This window comes from Desulfovectis peckii (assembly GCF_055391705.1).
The window spans coordinates 961,564-979,343 of record NZ_AP042409.1 but is presented as its reverse complement, the minus strand read 5'-3'; the positions used below and the strand labels follow the sequence as shown (position 1 = coordinate 979,343).

General features: G+C 43.7%; 10 protein-coding genes, 2 tRNA genes and 3 rRNA genes. 1 reads left to right on the top strand and 14 read right to left on the bottom strand.

Going from position 1 to position 17,780, the window contains the following annotated elements; translation table 11 throughout:
• Positions 1-305: 305 nt before the first annotated feature.
• The 3 genes from ACZ5NG_RS04920 to ACZ5NG_RS04910 are packed head-to-tail and all read right to left on the bottom strand — an operon-like array spanning position 306 to position 5,019.
• Positions 306-3,437 carry an efflux RND transporter permease subunit gene (locus ACZ5NG_RS04920; RefSeq protein WP_464252874.1) on the bottom strand — a complete coding sequence of 1,044 codons (3,132 nt, stop codon included), beginning with the start codon at positions 3,435-3,437 and terminating at the stop codon, positions 306-308.
• A gap of 1 nt (position 3,438) precedes the next feature.
• Positions 3,439-4,545, bottom strand: coding sequence for an efflux RND transporter periplasmic adaptor subunit (locus tag ACZ5NG_RS04915; RefSeq protein ID WP_464252873.1), 1,107 nt, complete (start codon positions 4,543-4,545; stop codon positions 3,439-3,441).
• A gap of 18 nt (positions 4,546-4,563) precedes the next feature.
• Complete coding sequence (locus ACZ5NG_RS04910; protein ID WP_464252872.1) at positions 4,564-5,019, bottom strand: MarR family winged helix-turn-helix transcriptional regulator; 456 nt, start codon at positions 5,017-5,019, stop codon at positions 4,564-4,566.
• A 365-nt stretch (positions 5,020-5,384) separates the two neighbouring features.
• On the opposite strand from ACZ5NG_RS04910, the gene asnS reads away from it, so the two are divergent.
• A complete protein-coding gene (gene asnS, locus ACZ5NG_RS04905) occupies positions 5,385-6,674 on the top strand; it encodes an asparagine--tRNA ligase (RefSeq protein WP_464252871.1) in 1,290 nt (429 codons plus the stop codon).
• A gap of 201 nt (positions 6,675-6,875) precedes the next feature.
• Here asnS and ACZ5NG_RS04900 read toward each other — a convergent pair whose 3' ends face one another.
• The 11 genes from ACZ5NG_RS04900 to ACZ5NG_RS04850 form a co-directional block, all read right to left on the bottom strand.
• On the bottom strand, positions 6,876-7,076 hold the full coding sequence (locus tag ACZ5NG_RS04900; protein ID WP_464252870.1) for a hypothetical protein: 201 nt from the start codon (positions 7,074-7,076) through the stop codon (positions 6,876-6,878).
• 210 nt (positions 7,077-7,286) lie between these two features.
• A complete protein-coding gene (locus ACZ5NG_RS04895; protein WP_464252869.1) occupies positions 7,287-8,156 on the bottom strand; it encodes a radical SAM protein in 870 nt (289 codons plus the stop codon).
• A 539-nt stretch (positions 8,157-8,695) separates the two neighbouring features.
• Positions 8,696-8,772: transfer RNA gene (locus tag ACZ5NG_RS04890), tRNA-Arg, on the bottom strand.
• Positions 8,773-8,781: 9 nt separating this feature from the next.
• Positions 8,782-8,856: transfer RNA gene (locus ACZ5NG_RS04885), tRNA-Asn, on the bottom strand.
• A gap of 11 nt (positions 8,857-8,867) precedes the next feature.
• Positions 8,868-8,982: ribosomal RNA gene (rrf, locus tag ACZ5NG_RS04880) — 5S ribosomal RNA — on the bottom strand.
• Between the two features lie 302 nt (positions 8,983-9,284).
• Positions 9,285-12,231 (bottom strand): 23S ribosomal RNA (locus ACZ5NG_RS04875).
• Positions 12,232-12,412: 181 nt separating this feature from the next.
• Positions 12,413-13,948 (bottom strand): 16S ribosomal RNA (locus tag ACZ5NG_RS04870).
• Together the 16S, 23S and 5S rRNA genes with 2 tRNA genes alongside form the textbook arrangement of a ribosomal RNA operon.
• A gap of 395 nt (positions 13,949-14,343) precedes the next feature.
• A complete protein-coding gene (locus ACZ5NG_RS04865) occupies positions 14,344-16,284 on the bottom strand; it encodes an ATP-binding protein (RefSeq protein ID WP_464252868.1) in 1,941 nt (646 codons plus the stop codon).
• Between the two features lie 43 nt (positions 16,285-16,327).
• Positions 16,328-16,783 (bottom strand): hypothetical protein, encoded by a 456-nt coding sequence (locus ACZ5NG_RS04860; protein WP_464252867.1) that lies wholly within the window; start codon positions 16,781-16,783, stop codon positions 16,328-16,330.
• 12 nt (positions 16,784-16,795) lie between these two features.
• The gene (locus ACZ5NG_RS04855) at positions 16,796-16,915 is read right to left on the bottom strand and encodes a cyclic lactone autoinducer peptide (RefSeq protein WP_464252866.1); all 120 of its coding nucleotides are present in this window, start codon (positions 16,913-16,915) and stop codon (positions 16,796-16,798) included.
• A complete protein-coding gene (locus ACZ5NG_RS04850; RefSeq protein WP_464252865.1) occupies positions 16,915-17,496 on the bottom strand; it encodes an accessory gene regulator ArgB-like protein in 582 nt (193 codons plus the stop codon). The genes ACZ5NG_RS04855 and ACZ5NG_RS04850 overlap by 1 nt, the downstream gene beginning before the upstream one ends.
• Positions 17,497-17,780 lie beyond the last annotated feature (284 nt).

Here is a 17,780-nt window from a genome sequence, read left to right as displayed (position 1 = left end):
CCTCCAACCTGTAGATCTATTAGATAGGTCAAATTTATAAGCGCAAATTTTCACAACCTGACTTTCTACATATTTCGTAGTATAACAAAAATTTCGACTAAAACAATAGCAGAACCTTTTGTAAAAATGTTCATTATTTTCTAAATAATATCACAAAACAAGCTAATAGTAGAATAGTTCTTTAGCTATTCAGTTGAAAAATTAAACCGACAATCTGCCTTAATAAAGCTGCCGGGCATTAATTTGTGAGGGCGCATTGCTATCTACTAAAAACGTAGTCAGCAGGTGCGCCCTTATTTGTAAATTTAGGCATCTGTTGTGTGATTGTTGTGTTTTTTAAGTTGTGGCCACTTTATTTTTGTCAGCCGATGGCTTATTTTTTTGCCAACATCATCAAACACCGCATAAACTACCGGAACAAACACCAAGGTAATCAATGTAGACAGCGTTAAACCGAAAGAGATCACCACGGCCATTGGTTTCATGCCTTCTGAACCTTCCCCGACACCAAAGGCCAATGGCAGCATCGCTAACACCGTAACCGATGCGGTCATTAAAATCGGCCGCAATCTGATTGGTCCGGCTTGTTTTAGTGCTTCATCACGTTCCAAGCCTCGTTTTCTTAAGGTATTTACATAGTCAATCAAAACAATCGAGTTGTTCAGTACAATACCCACCAGCATGATGCAGCCGATGAGGGCAGCTACGCTAAGGGATATACCGGTTACTAACAATCCCAGTGCTACCCCCACTATAGTCGGTGGCACTGCAAACATGACTACAAAGGGATAGAATAAAGATTCAAATTGCGCGGCCATTACCATGTAAACCAGCACTATGGCCAATATCAAAGCCAAAACTAACTGGCCGAAAGCTTCCATCATATCTTCAGTTTGGCCGCCGATTTCATAGGTGTAACCGGCAGGGAAAGCCATTGAACTTAACAGCGTTTCAATGTCTTGATTTATGCTTCCCAAATCACGTCCGGTAATATCTGCTTGGATAGATACTATTCTGGACTGATCCATCCGGCTAATTTCCATCGGTGCGTCAACGACATTGATATCCGCTACCGAGCTCAGTGCTACCCTTGCTCCGCTAGGGGAAGTAATCATTAAGCTTTCTAACTGATCCATTGTTTCATCATAATCATCTGCATATTTTAAACGAATATCTACTTCGTTATCACCGGTACGCACCTGACCAACAATCTGCCCGTCAAATGCTACGCGAACCGCAGACATGATCTGTGATGCGGACAAACCGTAGATTGAAGCGTGCTCACGATTTACACTTACCTGCACTTCCGCCCGTTCTTCATCTAAAGAGTTGGTGACGTTTCTGACTCCTTCCACTTCTTCAATTGCTTGAGCAACCAGCGCGCCTAATTCGGCCAATACCTCCATATCGTCACCTTTAATAGTTATTTCTATTGGCTTACCGGTGCTCATAGTTTGGCTGACTTCTACTCTGATAGTAGCGTCAGGTATATCGGCTAAGGCAGTGCGCAGTTTTTCGGCAGCCTGCTCTACTGAATAATCCCGCTCATTGACCGGTAAAAGCTTTAAGTAAATACTGGCCTCATTGCTGTTCGATGTACCCATACCGGCCATATCGCTGGTACCGACCCGGCTGAAAATAAGCTTATTATCCGGTAATTCCCGGGCAATAATTTCCTCAACATCAGCAGTTACCTGCCTGGTTTCTTCCAATGAGGTACCTGGAGGCAGCTCAATGGTCAGTGTCATTTCCCCTTGGTCCATTGACGGCATAAATTCCATTCCTGCCAACGGTAGAGCCGCCAAACTGGCAACTAATAACGCTAGGGTAACTATAATAACAGTTTTTCTGTGTTCTAACGACCAATTTAACAACCTGCTGTAGCGTTTTGTTAACTTAGCAAAGCCCCGGTTAAATAAAATAAGGGGATTAGCCGTTTTGCCCTCAGGAAGAACAGTAGAGGGCGTTACATTCTTTAACAGTCGGGAACTCATCATCGGTGTCAGTGTTAAGGCGGCAAATAACGCGGCAATGTGTGATATCACTACCGTCAACGCCATTGGCCCCATTAGTATGCCGGCCAGCCCTTCAACAAATATCATCGGGGCAAAAACAACGCATTGGGCCATGGCAGACGCCACCACTGCACTGCCGACCTCCGCTGAACCGGATTTAGCGGCATCAATGGCATTGTATCCGTTTTCCCGATAACGGAATATGCTCTCCAAAACAACGATGGAAAAGTCAACCAGGGATCCCAGACCTAATGCTAAACCACCCAGTGACAGCAAGTTAATAGTCTGATCAGCAAAAAACATCATGGTAAAGGTAGCGATAATGGCAAAGGGTATAACGGTAATTACTACAACGGTGCTGCGCACACTGCGCAAGAACATAAATAAGATAATTACCGCTAAAATGGCACCAAGTAATGCGTGTTCAATAACGGTATTAATTGTATCTCTAATATATTGAGAGGTATCCATTACCTCGGTTAACTCAATATCATCAGGCAATATTTTATTTAGTCGCTCAATTTCTGCTTTAGCTACTTCGGCAACCTGAACGGTATTTTCTCCTGACGCCTTAAACAGTATAAGTGCCAAGGCTTGTTTGCCGTTAACGTAACCCATTTGGGTGGTTTCTTTATAAGTATCTTTTATATCGGCAATATCCGATAATTTAATGGTTCCGCCGGTAGCCAGCGATACTTGAATATTTGATAAATCATCGCCGGATGTATAGTCACCCCGCACCCGAATGGCCATTTCACTTCTGCCCTGTTGCACCGAGCCGGCTGTGCCGGTAATGTTATCTCCAGCAATCGCTGCCATCACTTGACTGACCGTCAAACCGTAAGCTTCCATTTTGGCCCGGTCCAAAAGCACTTGAAATTCCCGCTCCTGACCGCCATACAATTGAACGGAAGCAACACCTTCAACCCGTTCTAAATTACTTTGAATGACATCTTCAGCAATATCGGTCAGCTCGTCAATATCCCTACCGCTAATTGAATATGCCATAATCGGCATACTGCTTGGATCCATTTTAATGATCATCGGTGTTCCGGCATCATCCGGCAGCATACTCCTATACCTATCTATTTTGTCGCGCACTTCATTTGCGGCGTTATCAATGTCGGTGCCCCATTTAAACATCATCACCACCAGTGAATTGCCGGTAGATGACGTTGATCGGATGCTGTCCAAATTAGCAACAGTACCGACCGCTGATTCCAGTGGTTTGGTGATCACTTTTTCCACCTCAGCGGGGTCAGCACCTTCATAATTAGTAACTACCACTAATACCGGCAGTTCCATATCCGGAAACAAATCAACCGCTAATCTCGGTAGAGAAAACAAACCTAAAATAACCAGTGCTATTAGCACCATTGATATGGCGACCGGACGATCAACAGACAGACTTGTTAATTTCACACTAGTTCACTCCTGACTTATCTGTAATTTGCTTATTAACAATTTTTACCTTTTGTCCGTCGCCTACCAATCTGTTGCCCTTAACAATTACCTGTTCATTTTCCTTTAAACCTTCAACAATTTGCACTTTATCAATGCTTTTAACACCTAAAGTAACTATACGCTCTTTGGCAACTCCATCTTCTACAACAAATATTTTCTTAATGCCGTTATCATCTATCACCGCATCGTGCGGAACGGCAATAGCATTTTTAACCGTGCCGGTAGAAAGCTGAAGCTTGGCTACCATGCCGGCAAATATTTTCTGATCATTATTAGGAATCTGCACTTCCACCGGAAAAGATTTGGTCTGCTGATCAGCTTTCGGAGCCACTGAAGTTATTGTCCCTTCCAGTGTTTTGCCAATGGCAGCAATTTCAACCTTAACCTTTTGGCCTAATTTTATGTTGCCAACCAAACTCTCCGGCATATTTAGTTTAATTTTAGCCGGGTTTAAACTGACAACTACAGCAGCCGGTACTTGCTGTGAAGCAATTTCACCCACTCTAACATTTAAAGCGGCTATCTTGCCGGCAATTGGTGATGTTACTGTTACTTCTGAACAATTACTTTGAGCAATATGCAAATTTACCTTTGCTTGTTCAACGTTTGCCTGGGCTGTTTTTAAAGCATATTCTATTTTTTCAAAGTCTGCCTGTGAAATAGCTTGGGCATCATACAACTGCTTGTAACGGTCATATTCTTTTTGGGTCTGTTCCAGATTTATTTCTGCAATTGACAATCCGGCCTGTGCATTAGCTAACTGATTTTGATAGTCTGTATCGTCTATTTCAAATATAGCAGCTCCCTGATTAACTGACTGACCGACTTCAGTATGTACCGCTACCACTCGCCCTGATACTTTAGGCGTTATCGTTACTTCTTCTCCCGGTACTACCTCACCGGTCATTTCTATTTCTTTGCTTAAATCTGACTTAGTTACTTTAATAACTTCAACAGGTACTAAACTTTCCTTTGCCGTTTTTTGCTCTTCTTCTTGTTTACCGCATCCCACCAGTAAAAGCATAATAGTTGCCAAGATTAATAATGTAACAGCTGGCTTTCGCACAATCTACCCCCCTTTGCCCTATTTTTCCCTGTCAATAATTTCGTTTAAATTTTTCGTCAGTTTCTGATACACTGCCTTCATCGCTTCCACTTCTTCCAAAGACAATACTGACAAAACACGCACTATATTGCGGGCATATTCATGCACGGCTTCTTGGTAAAGCTCTTCCCCTTCTTTTGTCAGGCTGATCTTCACCCTTCGCCGGTCATCGCTGCTTCTTTCCCGAGAAATTAAACCTTGATTTACCAGTTTATCGGCCAAACTGGTTATCGCACCCAAGGTAACACCCATCTTGCCGGCAATTGTTGATGGGTTAGAAGGGCCGTCTTCTTTAAGTATTTGTAATAAAAATAATTGGGCCCAGGTTAAAGAAACTTTTGAAGTTTTCATTAAGTAAATATGTAATAAACGATGGTAATTAGTTATTGAAGAATTTAACTGATAAACCTTATTTAGAAATTCCTCATCGTACAAAACAACTGCCTCCTTTTTATGTAATAGCTAAATATTTTAACCATTAAAATATTATCGTTATAATATACTGTTGTCAATATAATGTCAGCAAGAAAAAAAATATATAATTTACAAAGTAAATATTGCTGTAAAATTAGAGAAAATATTGATTAATTCACAGCCACCGGTTACATAAATCCTTACCTAAAACACACTCATTTAGTGTAAATAAAGTAATTATTCCTCGTCAAGACTTTAACCGGCTGTTAAACTACATCTGGTCTATTCTTTTATGCAAAATTATTTGTTATGATTTACTGATTATATCTACTTAAACCATGACAAATTTCGGGAAAATACTTATACTAAGTAATGAGGTGATAATATTGAACAGTGTGCAAATTAAAAATTTAAGTTCTTATGTAGACCAACAGGTAACTGTTAAAGGTTGGCTTTATAACAAACGTTCATCCGGCAAAATTATTTTTTTGATTATTCGAGATGGCAGCGGTTTAACCCAAGGTGTAGTAGTAAAAGAAGAGACACCGGAAATTTTTGCCCAGGCTAAAAAAATCACCCAGGAAAGTTCTATTATAGTTGAAGGCCTGGTGCGCGAAAACCCGCGTTCACCCGGTGGTTATGAAATTGGCGTATCAAACATAGAAATTGTGTCACAGGCTGAACCATATCCAATTACCTTGAAAAAACACGGTGTAGACTTCCTTTTAGATCGCAGGCATTTATGGATTAGAACTCCCAAGCAGTCAGCAATTTTACGCATACGCTCAGAAATCGAAATGGCGGTGCATGAATTCTTTTATAAGAACGACTTTATTCAAGCCGATGCACCGATTATTACCCCGGCAGCATGCGAGGGGACAACAACCCTGTTTGAAATTGATTACCACGATGAAAAGGCTTATCTCTCGCAAAGCGGCCAGTTATACTGCGAAGCCACCGCAATGGCATTAGGCAGGGTTTATTGTTTTGGGCCCACCTTCCGCGCTGAAAAATCTAAAACCCGGCGTCATTTAATGGAATTTTGGATGATTGAAGCTGAAGCGGCCTATTTTGACTTTGAGGACAATCTTAAGCTACAAGAAGAATTGGTTTACTACATAGTTCAACGGGTATTGGAGAAAAATCGTGAGGACTTAAAATTATTAGGCAGAGACATCAGCAAATTAGAAGCTGTTAAGCCGCCCTTCCCGCGGATAAGTTATTCTGAGGCAGTTGAGTTATTAAATAAGGAAGGGCATGATTTTAAATGGGGTGATGACTTCGGGGCCCCTGACGAAACTCTGATTTCCGGTAAATTTAATGCGCCTGTTTTTGTTCACCGGTTTCCTGCCGAAATTAAGGCCTTTTATATGAAGCCGGATCCGGAAAATGAAAAAGTTGTCTTAGGCGCAGATCTGCTTGCTCCGGAAGGATACGGTGAAATTATTGGCGGCGGCCAGCGCATTGACGACTTAAAGTTGTTAGAACAGCGCATAGCAGAGCATAATCTTCCTAAAGATGCTTTTGAATGGTATTTAGATCTGCGCCGCTACGGCTCCGTTCCCCACTCAGGTTTTGGCTTAGGATTAGAACGTACAATAGCGTGGATTTGCGGTTTAGAACATGTCAGAGAAGCAATCCCCTTTCCCAGAATGCTCTATCGGTTATATCCCTAAATGTAGCGGGCGGGCATGCTTTCCCCCGTTAGCAATGCTCTTTGAATTTGCCGGCTAATCGGTCAAATGCCTTGGCGGCCCACAAACAACGTTACATTTACGAGAATGAGTTGAGGCAGAACCCTGCCCTTACAGGCAAAAGACAATATTATCAATAAAAATGTAAGGGTCGGCAGCCAATGCCGACCCCTTAAACAAAAGTTAGTAAATGCAGCAACTACAGCATGCTATAGCCAGCATTAAGAACAGCCACATGCCAAACAATCTGAAGTCTAACAGTCCACAAAAGAGCAAGGCTAAACCAATGATAAACCCGGCCAGTAATAAGCAGCAGCACCTAATTAATTGAAGAGGATTTATATAATCGCCCGGATAATAGGCTGCCTTAATTGCCTTTTTCATTTTAACTACCTCCTCAAACTTTATTTAATAATTTTCATTATTTTATGGCTCAATACCAGTTTTTGTTACTAGTAACAACACAAAATTGCTTTATCATTAACAAAACCCTGAGGCGGCTAACCTCAGGGTTTTACAATGTATAAAATTTAATTCGGAGGCGACCGAAAAAATTATTTCCGGGTAGTTCAACAGGGTTAAATATCACTTTAATTACTCATTTTCCTGCAGAAATTCTATCACTTGCTCAATTTCTGATAACAATAATTTTTTATCCTTTGGCAGAACACATCTTGTCGGTAGCATGTTAAATATATGGTTGCTGTCAAAGACACATGGCCGAGTGACGTTTATATGTTGAATTAACGTTTTAAACTCCTGCATAACTTCCAGCGGTGTCAGTAAAGCAAACTCACCGCACTTTACCAATTCTGCCAAGGGTGTATTATCTTCTACCGTCAGCGTTAACGGTCCTAAAATATTGGGGTTAATCTCATTGATTACTCTAGCCGTATTAACAGCATGTTGGGTAGTTTGCGTCTTTCCCCCCAGGCCAACCACAATCATGGCGGTAAGTTTTATTCCTGCCGCCATAACCCTTTGGCCGGCAGCAATCATCTCACCGGCGGTCGCGCCCTTATTTACAAAAGCCAACACTTGATCATCGCCGCTTTCAATTCCTAAATAGATCATTTTCAAGCCCATATTTCTTAACTCAGTAAGCTCTTCATCGCTCTTTCGCAAGATATCTTTGGCGCCCGCATAACAACTTATTTGGGTTACATTTGGTAACTCTTCTTTTAGCATTTTAATAATTTTTATTAACTTATCAGTAGGCAAAACCAAAGCATTGCCGTCAGCCAAAAATACCTTCTTAATATTGGGACACTGCCGAGCGGCTTGTTTTATTTGCTTTGCAATATTATCTTCATCCCGAATGCGAAATTTCACACTTCGGTACATGCCGCAAAACAAGCATTTGTTATGTGAACATCCGGTGGTAACCCGCAGGATAAAACTATCGGCTTCACGCGGAGGGCGATATACAATACCTTCTCCATTATCAAACACAAGTTTAGTCATGTTCTAACTCCTTTCGCTATTTAATTTATTTTAACAATATAAAATATAATAAGGCAATTAGCGTATATAGCCGTAATGAGAATAAAAAACACCCGGTCAATACCGGGCTATTGTTAATCTGCGGTTAAATGAACAAAGCCTTGTATCTTACTTACTGATACAAGGCTTTATTAACTACATGACCTTTTATTCCAAACTTCTTTAAGGCAACTTGTAAGCACGCGCCATCACCATTATTACCGCTTAGGCCCCAATGTTTGTATTGGGTACCATTGCCCCTGCTTGTCTTTATTATCTTTGTTGTTTTTATTATACTTTCTCCTCTGCTTAGGCAAAGTTTGAACGGGATACCAAAGTCCTGATTTGTTTGTCATATAAATCCCTCCTTTTTTATTATATTATTATAAAAGCTTGTGAATGTAAACACATTCACTATATGTTTAAATTTTAATATTATTTAAATTTCTTTTATTATTATTAAAATGCCCATCATTTAGACAAAATAAAAAGCCCTTGAGTGATATTCTCAAGGGTTTCAGTGGCGTACCTGGAGGGACTCGAACCCCCAGCCTTCTGATCCGAAGTCAGATGCTCTATCCAGTTGAGCTACAGGCACAAAAAAAAATGGCTCCTCGAGTAGGATTCGAACCTACAACCTACCGGTTAACAGCCGGTTGCTCTACCGTTGAGCTATCGAGGAATATATATAAAATTCGGCGGCGACCTACTCTCCCAGGGCTCAAGCCCAAGTACCATCGGCCCTGCAGGGCTTAACTTCCGTGTTCGGGATGGGAACGGGTGTACCCCCTGCGGTATTGCCACCGAAAATATTGTTTTCATTCTTAGGCAGGCCTGTCTTACGGCCTGTTCGCTCGCGGTCTGCCAAGGCATTTACGCTCCGCAAACACGCCGGCACATATACTTGTACGAGCTCCGCCGCCTCCGGGTGCCTGCGGAACTCGGAGCAAAGCTCCTCGAACAGTCCTCGGCACTTACCCTCCGGCGGCGTCGCTCTTTGAATGCGCCGGCTTATCGTTTGCTCCGGCAAATGCCTTGGCGTTCAGTATCGTTGCAGGATACCATGTCTGCTGTTCCTTCAAAACTGTACAGCGAGTCAAGAAAAGCTTTCAGGTCAAGACCTCGACCTATTAGTACCGGTCAGCTAAACACATTACTGTGCTTACACACCCGGCCTATCTACCACGTAGTCTTCGTGGGGTCTTACTCTTACGATGGGAAACCTCATCTTGGAGGGGGCTTCGCGCTTAGATGCTTTCAGCGCTTATCCCTTCCGGACATAGCTACCCAGCTATGCCTCTGGCGAGACAACTGGTACACCAGCGGTCCGTCCAACCCGGTCCTCTCGTACTAGGGTCAGCTCTCCTCAAGTTTCCTACGCCTGCGACGGATAGGGACCGAACTGTCTCACGACGTTCTGAACCCAGCTCACGTACCGCTTTAATGGGCGAACAGCCCAACCCTTGGGACCTACTCCAGCCCCAGGATGCGATGAGCCGACATCGAGGTGCCAAACCTCCCCGTCGATGTGAACTCTTGGGGGAGATAAGCCTGTTATCCCCGGGGTAGCTTTTATCCGTTGAGCGACGGCTCTTCCACTCGATACCGCCGGATCACTAAGCCCTACTTTCGTACCAGCTCGACTTGTCAGTCTCGCTGTCAAGCTCCCTTTTGCCTTTACACTCTCTAGGCGCGATTTCCGTCCGCGCTGAGGGAACCTTTGGGCGCCTCCGTTACCCTTTGGGAGGCGACCGCCCCAGTCAAACTGCCCACCTGACACTGTCCTCGTACCGGCTTTCGGCACTAAGTTAGAATTCCAATATCTCAAGGGTGGTATCCCACCGTCGACTCCACAAATACTGGCGTACTTGCTTCTCTGTCTCCCACCTATCCTGTACATGAAATACCGAAACCCAATGTCAAGCTGCAGTAAAGCTCCACGGGGTCTTTCTGTCCTGTCGCAGGTATCCGGCATCTTTACCGGAACTTCAATTTCACCGAGTCCCTCGTTGAGACAGTGCCCAAATCGTTACGCCATTCGTGCGGGTCGGAACTTACCCGACAAGGAATTTCGCTACCTTAGGACCGTTATAGTTACGGCCGCCGTTTACCGGGGCTTCAATTCAGAGCTTCGGGTCATTTCCCTAACCCTTCCTCTTAACCTTCCGGCACCGGGCAGGCGTCAGCTCCTATACGTCAGCTTTCGCTTTAGCAGGAACCTGTGTTTTTGCTAAACAGTCGTTTGGGCCTGGTCTCTGCGGCCTCTTCTCGCTCCGTTTGTTCTAACTTCACGATAATGAGGCACCCCTTCTCCCGAAGTTACGGGGTCATTTTGCCGAGTTCCTTAACGAGGGTTCTCTCGCGCGCCTTAGGATTCTCTCCTCGCCTACCTGTGTCGGTTTGCGGTACGGGCACCAACTTCCTCGTTAGAGGCTTTTCTTGGCAGTTTGGGATCGGCTACTTCGCTACTTTTTTTCGCTCCCCTTCACCTCTCGGGCTTTTTGATAAGCGGTTTTGCCTACTTATCACCCTACGGGCTTGGACGCACTTTTCCAACCGTGCGCTTAGCCTACCCTCCTGCGTCACCCCATCCTTCAAACGGTCGTTGGTGGCATCGGAATCTCAACCGATTGTCCATCGCCTACGCCTTTCGGCCTCGGCTTAGGTCCCGGCTTACTCTGGGCGGACGAGCCTTCCCCAGAAAACCTTAGGCTTTCGGCGGGCAGGATTCTCACCTGCCTTTTCGTTTACTCATACCGGCATTCTCACTTCCCAACGCTCCACAGCTCCTTTCGGTACTGCTTCCGCGCGTTGGCAACGCTCCCCTACCTCTGAATGGTCCATACCATCCAAACCAAAGCTTCGGTGCATGACTTAGCCCCGTTACATTTTCGGCGCAGGGTCACTTGACCAGTGAGCTATTACGCACTCTTTGAATGATGGCTGCTTCTAAGCCAACATCCTGGTTGTCTCTGCAACCCCACATCCTTTCCCACTTAGCCATGCTTGGGGACCTTAGCTGTTGGTCTGGGCTGTTTCCCTCTCGACTACGAATCTTAGCACCCGTAGTCTGACTCCCGGGATTCAAGTGGCCGGCATTCGGAGTTTGATTGGGGTCGGTAACCGGTGAAGGCCCCTAGCCCAGTCAGTGCTCTACCTCCGGCACTCATTCCCGAGGCTAGCCCTAAAGCTATTTCGGGGAGAACCAGCTATCTCCGAGTTCGATTGGCTTTTCACCCCTACCCACAGCTCATCCGCCGTCTTTTTAACGACGGTCGGTTCGAGCCTCCACTGAATTTTACTTCAGCTTCACTCTGGCCATGGGTAGATCACCCGGTTTCGGGTCTACTTTAACGAACTATGCGCCCTCTTCAGACTCGCTTTCGCTGCGGCTCCGGCATTCCCTGCCTTAACCTCGCTCGTTAAAGTAACTCGCCGGTCCGTTCTGCAAAAAGTACGCCGTCACGCTTTTAACGCGCTCCGACTGCTTGTAAACACATGGTTTCAGGTTCTATTTCACTCCCCTCCCGGGGTGCTTTTCACCTTTCCCTCACGGTACTTGTGCACTATCGGTCGCTTTAGGTATTTAGCCTTGGCAGGTGGTCCTGCCGGATTCCCACGGGGTTCCACGTGTCCCGCGGTACTTGGGATCCCTCTTTGGTTTGCTTATCTTTCGCTTACAGGAGTGTTACCTTCTGTGCTCCAGCTTTCCAGCTGTGTTCAGCTAGATAAGTCAAATCCAATTCTTGAGGTCCCGCAACCCCGGCAATGCAAGCATTGCCGGTTTAGGCTACACCCCGTTCGCTCGCCGCTACTTAGGGTATCGAGTTTTCTTTCTTTTCCTCCGGGTACTTAGATGTTTCAGTTCCCCGGGTGCCCCCCGTTTAGCTATGGATTCACTAAACGGTGACGGGAGTTCGCTCCCGCCGGGTTGCCCCATTCGGAGATCTGCGGATCAACGCTTGTTTGCAGCTACCCGCAGCTTTTCGCAGCTTACCACGTCCTTCATCGGCCTAAAGCGCCTAGGCATCCACCATGTGCTCTTACTATCTTGACCTGGTGAAATTGTTTCTACCTACTTCTCGCTTCTCTTACTCGCTGTGCAGTTTTCAAGGAACATTTCTATCTAATTCGCTTTATTGAAGGCTTTAATCCTTCAAAACTGAACAGTGCAAAGAGATGAATGATCGACCTAGGAGTGAGAGGTAACACCTTGTCTCCTCTCAGTTACTCCTCAGAAAGGAGGTGATCCAGCCGCACCTTCCGATACGGCTACCTTGTTACGACTTCACCCCAATCATCGACCCCACCTTCGACGGCTCTCTCCTCTTGCGAGGTTAAGTCACCGGCTTCGGGTGTTGTCGACTTTCGTGGTGTGACGGGCGGTGTGTACAAGGCCCGGGAACGTATTCACCGCAGTATGCTGACCTGCGATTACTAGCGATTCCTACTTCATGCAGGCGAGTTGCAGCCTGCAATCCGAACTGGGACCTGCTTTCTGGGATTCGCTCCGCCTCACGGCTTCGCTGCCCTCTGTACAGGCCATTGTAGCACGTGTGTAGCCCAGGGCATAAGGGGCATGATGATTTGACGTCATCCCCACCTTCCTCCGTTTTGTCAACGGCAGTTCCGTTAGAGTGCCCAACTTAATGATGGCAACTAACGGTAAGGGTTGCGCTCGTTGCGGGACTTAACCCAACATCTCACGACACGAGCTGACGACAACCATGCACCACCTGTCTCTCCGTCCCATAAGGGAACTCCCTATTTCTAGGGATGGCGGAGGATGTCAAGCCCTGGTAAGGTTCTTCGCGTTGCGTCGAATTAAACCACATGCTCCACCGCTTGTGCGGGCCCCCGTCAATTCCTTTGAGTTTTAGTCTTGCGACCGTACTCCCCAGGCGGAGTGCTTAACGCGTTTGCTACGGCACTGAAGGGGTCGATACCTCCAACACCTAGCACTCATCGTTTACGGCGTGGACTACCAGGGTATCTAATCCTGTTTGCTCCCCACGCTTTCGCGCCTCAGCGTCAGTTACAGGCCAGGAAGCCGCCTTCGCCACGAGTGTTCCTCCTGATATCTACGCATTTCACCGCTACACCAGGAATTCCACTTCCCTCTCCTGCACTCAAGCTAACCAGTTTTAGAGGCATGCTGCAGGTTAAGCCTGCAGGTTTCACCTCTAACTTAGTTTGCCGCCTACGCGCCCTTTACGCCCAGTAATTCCGGACAACGCTCGCCCCCTACGTATTACCGCGGCTGCTGGCACGTAGTTAGCCGGGGCTTTCTCGTATGGTACCGTCATTATCTTCCCATACAACAGAGGTTTACAGTCCGAAGACATTCTTCCCTCACGCGGCGTTGCTCCGTCAGGCTTTCGCCCATTGCGGAATATTCCCCACTGCTGCCTCCCGTAGGAGTCTGGACCGTGTCTCAGTTCCAGTGTGGCCGGTCACCCTCTCAGGCCGGCTACCCATCGTCGCCTTGGTAGGCCTTTACCCCACCAACTAGCTAATGGGACGCGGACTCATCTATCAGCGGTATCCCCTTTCAACATCAGAACTTGTGTCCCGATGTTCGTATCCGGTATTAGCCCCTGTTTCCAAGGGTTATCCCGGTCTGATAGGCAGATTATCCACGCGTTACTCACCCGTCCGCCGCTAAGTAATCGGCAATTCCGTCCGAAAACTTCATTGCCGATCCTTCGCTCGACTTGCATGTGTTAGGCACGCCGCCAGCGTTCGTCCTGAGCCAGGATCAAACTCTCCGTGAAAAATTATCTCAGAAAGCTTTTTCCAAGCTCTGCGTTATCCTGAATTACTCATCTTCTTAAACGAGTGTTTCCTTGCATTCATCTCTTACTCACTGTTCAGTTTTCAAGGATCTTTCTCACTGCCATATTTTGTTTGCCGCTCCAGCGCGGCAAGCTTTAGTTTATCAGTTTTCATGTTTTATGTCAACTGGCAATTTATCTCTGCCGCTCTCAAGCGGCATTTTTTAGTTTAACATCTCGTTTATTCGTTTTCAACCGGAAGTTATTGGTTATTACCCGCCACCGTTTTTATTATTTTGGCGCGGAAATATAATTTAACATTATTCGCAGCTATTATCAAGTGGAAAAAAGTGTAAACTATATGCTAAATCGGCTTTCTGAATCAAAGCCGGCTTTTATGACATAGATGCTATTTGAGGAAACACTAATGTAAAAGTAGTTCCTTTTGACGTATTTGATTGCACTAATATTTCTCCACGATGATCTGACATAATACGATTGGAAATAGCCAGGCCTAATCCCGTTCCGGTGTCCTTTGTGGTAAAGAAAGGGTTGAAAATTTGATTTAACATTGCTTCAGGAATACCTTTGCCGTTATCTTCAATATCTACGCAAACCGCCCCTTGGCTGTTTGTATAAGATTTAATTTTTATTAACCCGCCGTCATAAACTGCATCGCAAGCATTCTTGGCAATATTTAAAATCACCTGTTTGATTTGTTCTGCGTCACCGAAAATCTCCGGCAGTTCTTCTTTTAAATTAATGCGCGTATTGATATTTTTTGATGCCGCATAGCTTTCAATTAGCCCCCATACTTCTGAAATAACGTTATTTACATTTAAGTTGTTAAAGTTGCTTTTTCGAGGACGGGCTAACAACAAAAATTCTGAAAGAATCTTTTCTATGCGTTCCGTTTCTTTAATTACCATCTGAAAGTAATCTTGATATTCCCCAATAGTTTTTTCATGATTGCTTTGAATTAATTGAACGAAACCTTTAATCACGGTAAGCGGGTTTTTTATTTCATGTACCGTTCCGGCAGCAACTTCACCAATAATACTTAAAGTTGCCGCTTTTCTCAGTTCGCTGTCCAACCGTCGCAGCTCAGTAACATCATTTAATACATACATATCGCCATATTTTTGCTCACCCTGTATTATTGGGCACTTACTGATTAATATTATTTTGTCGTTAAATTCTATCTCCAAGCTGACTGTAGATTCTGTAACTAATCTATTATACTGCTCATCAGATATTGAGCAATTATCATATAAAAACTCTACAAACAGGCCTTTCATGGGGCAGTTATCTAATTGTAAAATACTGTTAGCGGCATGATTGCAGAGTTCTACAAAACCTGCCTTATCCACAAACACAATTCCTACATTAAGGGACTCTAAAATGTGTTGGGATTTTCTTTTCCAATTTTCCGCTTCCAGCTGCTGGCTAATATCCTTGATAATCACCAGTGCTTCTTGCTGCTCCGGCTCAAGAGAGTATGCGCTGGCAACTACCTCAATGGTTTTATCCTTCTTTACAACCTGACCGCTAAAATCCACTGCCGGTTTACCGGTGTCTATCACCCGGTCAATGATATGCATATTTTCATTGATGACCGGAAAATGTTTATTAATGTCTACTTCCCCTACTGACTTTGTTTCATCAGTGATGCCCAGCATGGATGCTTGGTGCCGGTTATAGAAGGTAATTTGTTTATCTTTATTAACGGTGATAATACCTAACGGCAGGTTATTAACAATTTGATTTAAAAACCTATGTTTGAAAATTAAGTGGGATGTTATTTTTTTATTATTGTCTGTAATTCCACCGATTAAATAACCCAACAGTATCAAAATAGCAATTTGAATCAGTACATTATCAAAATTATAGCTCGGCCCTTCAAATCTAAAAAATAATTCATAGGTAAATATCATTGCTGATGCAACTATCGCGATCGTGATACCGCTTTTGCGCCCATACCCGAGAGCACAAATCGCCACCGGAAAGACAAACAAAATATAATGTTCGGAATTAGCACCGGATAAAAAAATTAAAGCAGTTACTAAAATCAGATAAATAAATATGCAGATAACATCTTTGGGCTGGGCACGATAAGGATACTCTAAACTGTTGTTAAAAAGTTTACTTTGCAAGTAAACCAGTCCTAATACTAAACAGATAACAATAATTATGCCTAATCTAATTTTATAATTTATAAATTGTTCAAAATTAAAAGAATATCGGTCCACTACCGGTATTAAACAAATAACTATTGAGCTGAAGAAAAAAACCCAATAAGTAATTAGATTTTCCTCGTTGTTAATTTTTAATTTCATAAGCCACCTCAATGAATAAAAAAAGCAACACGGCTTCACCGTGTTAATTATCCAACCCAATTTTATTTAAAACTTTTGGTTTTTTTGCTTTAATATATATTGCTAACAGCCATAGGCCAATACAGTGCGGTAATCCCAGCAAAAACCAAAGCTTCTCATTATTGACTAGTTTGTTAAACTCAATATTAGTAATAACTCTAAATATGTCCAGTGTTGTGGTTTCAAAAATGATTAGCAGCACCATAATTATTACTGCAGAGGTCATTGTTTTTGTTAAAGGCTTTTGGGTAATGTGTTTTAACATCAAACCCAAAACCAGCATGGCAATTAAAGAATGAACCCCATAGGCCATTGGGAGCATTCTGGTCAACCAAACTATTAAAGCAAATATTAATGAATAAAACAACCAGTTACCCCACTGCCATTTTTTATTTAGCAATACATAACCAAGGAACATTATACTTAAGGCTTCAACAATAAGTAGAGTTATATATAGCATTGCGATACGTCCTTACAACAATTCTTCAGGAACTTCCGGCTCATAAGCGTGAATCCAGCAAGCAAGAGCAATGTTAAGTTGAGATACCCATAATAAAACCGTCCCTAAAAGTATAAATAAATGTTTTCTCATTAAATACTCACCTCCTTCTTTTTAGTAACCAGACCGCAAGCTGTGAAAAGCATCCCCAATAAGGCTGCGGTAATTAAGCTGATATCAACAGGAAATAATTTTCCAGTGCTAAATATTAATAAAACGGTACTGCATATAATCCAGGAAACAACCGCACATTTGCGCAGTGTTTTACGCCGTTCCGGCTTGATCGGCTTATTAGGTGTATCCAGCGGAGCAAAATTTATAATTACTGCTAAACCGAAAAGTGCAACAGCAATTACTGCCAAAGTAATGTGATTATTAACCATTACCAGCACTGGTGATATTAAGCCAATGCCAACAAAAAGCAGCACAGTAACCAAGTAGCAAACAATTGGGTTTGATGCGTGCCGGCCACCGGCAAAAATTTTTATTAACAGCGCTGTGAAATAAGCCACAAAAGTATGCAAAAAACAACCAAAAATTGCTGCTACCGTCATGATGATAATAAAGCTAAACAGATTATTACAAAGAACTTTTATGCCATAAGCTATTACGTTAGGGCTTATACCTGACTCCTGAGCTATTTTTCCAGCCCAACAATCAATTAGTTTTTGCATTAATATTGCATTGCCTCCACATATTTCCACATAGTTTTTTTCTTATATATTCAACACAATAGATTAATTTTCCTTCTATATTTTTTAAAAAAACTTTCATGTATATTCAGACTGTTCTGATTATATTTTAGCTGTAAATTATTCTTTTTGCATATACATGATTTGCCTTATATTTCGGGACTATGGTCCCAAAATAAGTGTAAAACACAGCCCTTAAAAATAGGGGCGGCATATTAAAGACCGCCCCTTGACACAGGAAAGGGAGATCCGACTAAGCAAATATT

Coding starts and splice junctions, on each gene's coding strand:
- ACZ5NG_RS04900 (WP_464252870.1), bottom strand. CDS start 7,076: ATGAAAAAGGCAATTAAGGCAGCCTATTATCCGGGCGATTATATAAAT.
- ACZ5NG_RS04895 (WP_464252869.1), bottom strand. CDS start 8,156: ATGACTAAACTTGTGTTTGATAATGGAGAAGGTATTGTATATCGCCCT.
- ACZ5NG_RS04865 (WP_464252868.1), bottom strand. CDS start 16,284: ATGAAATTAAAAATTAACAACGAGGAAAATCTAATTACTTATTGGGTT.
- ACZ5NG_RS04860 (WP_464252867.1), bottom strand. CDS start 16,783: ATGCTATATATAACTCTACTTATTGTTGAAGCCTTAAGTATAATGTTC.
- ACZ5NG_RS04855 (WP_464252866.1), bottom strand. CDS start 16,915: ATGAGAAAACATTTATTTATACTTTTAGGGACGGTTTTATTATGGGTA.
- ACZ5NG_RS04850 (WP_464252865.1), bottom strand. CDS start 17,496: ATGCAAAAACTAATTGATTGTTGGGCTGGAAAAATAGCTCAGGAGTCA.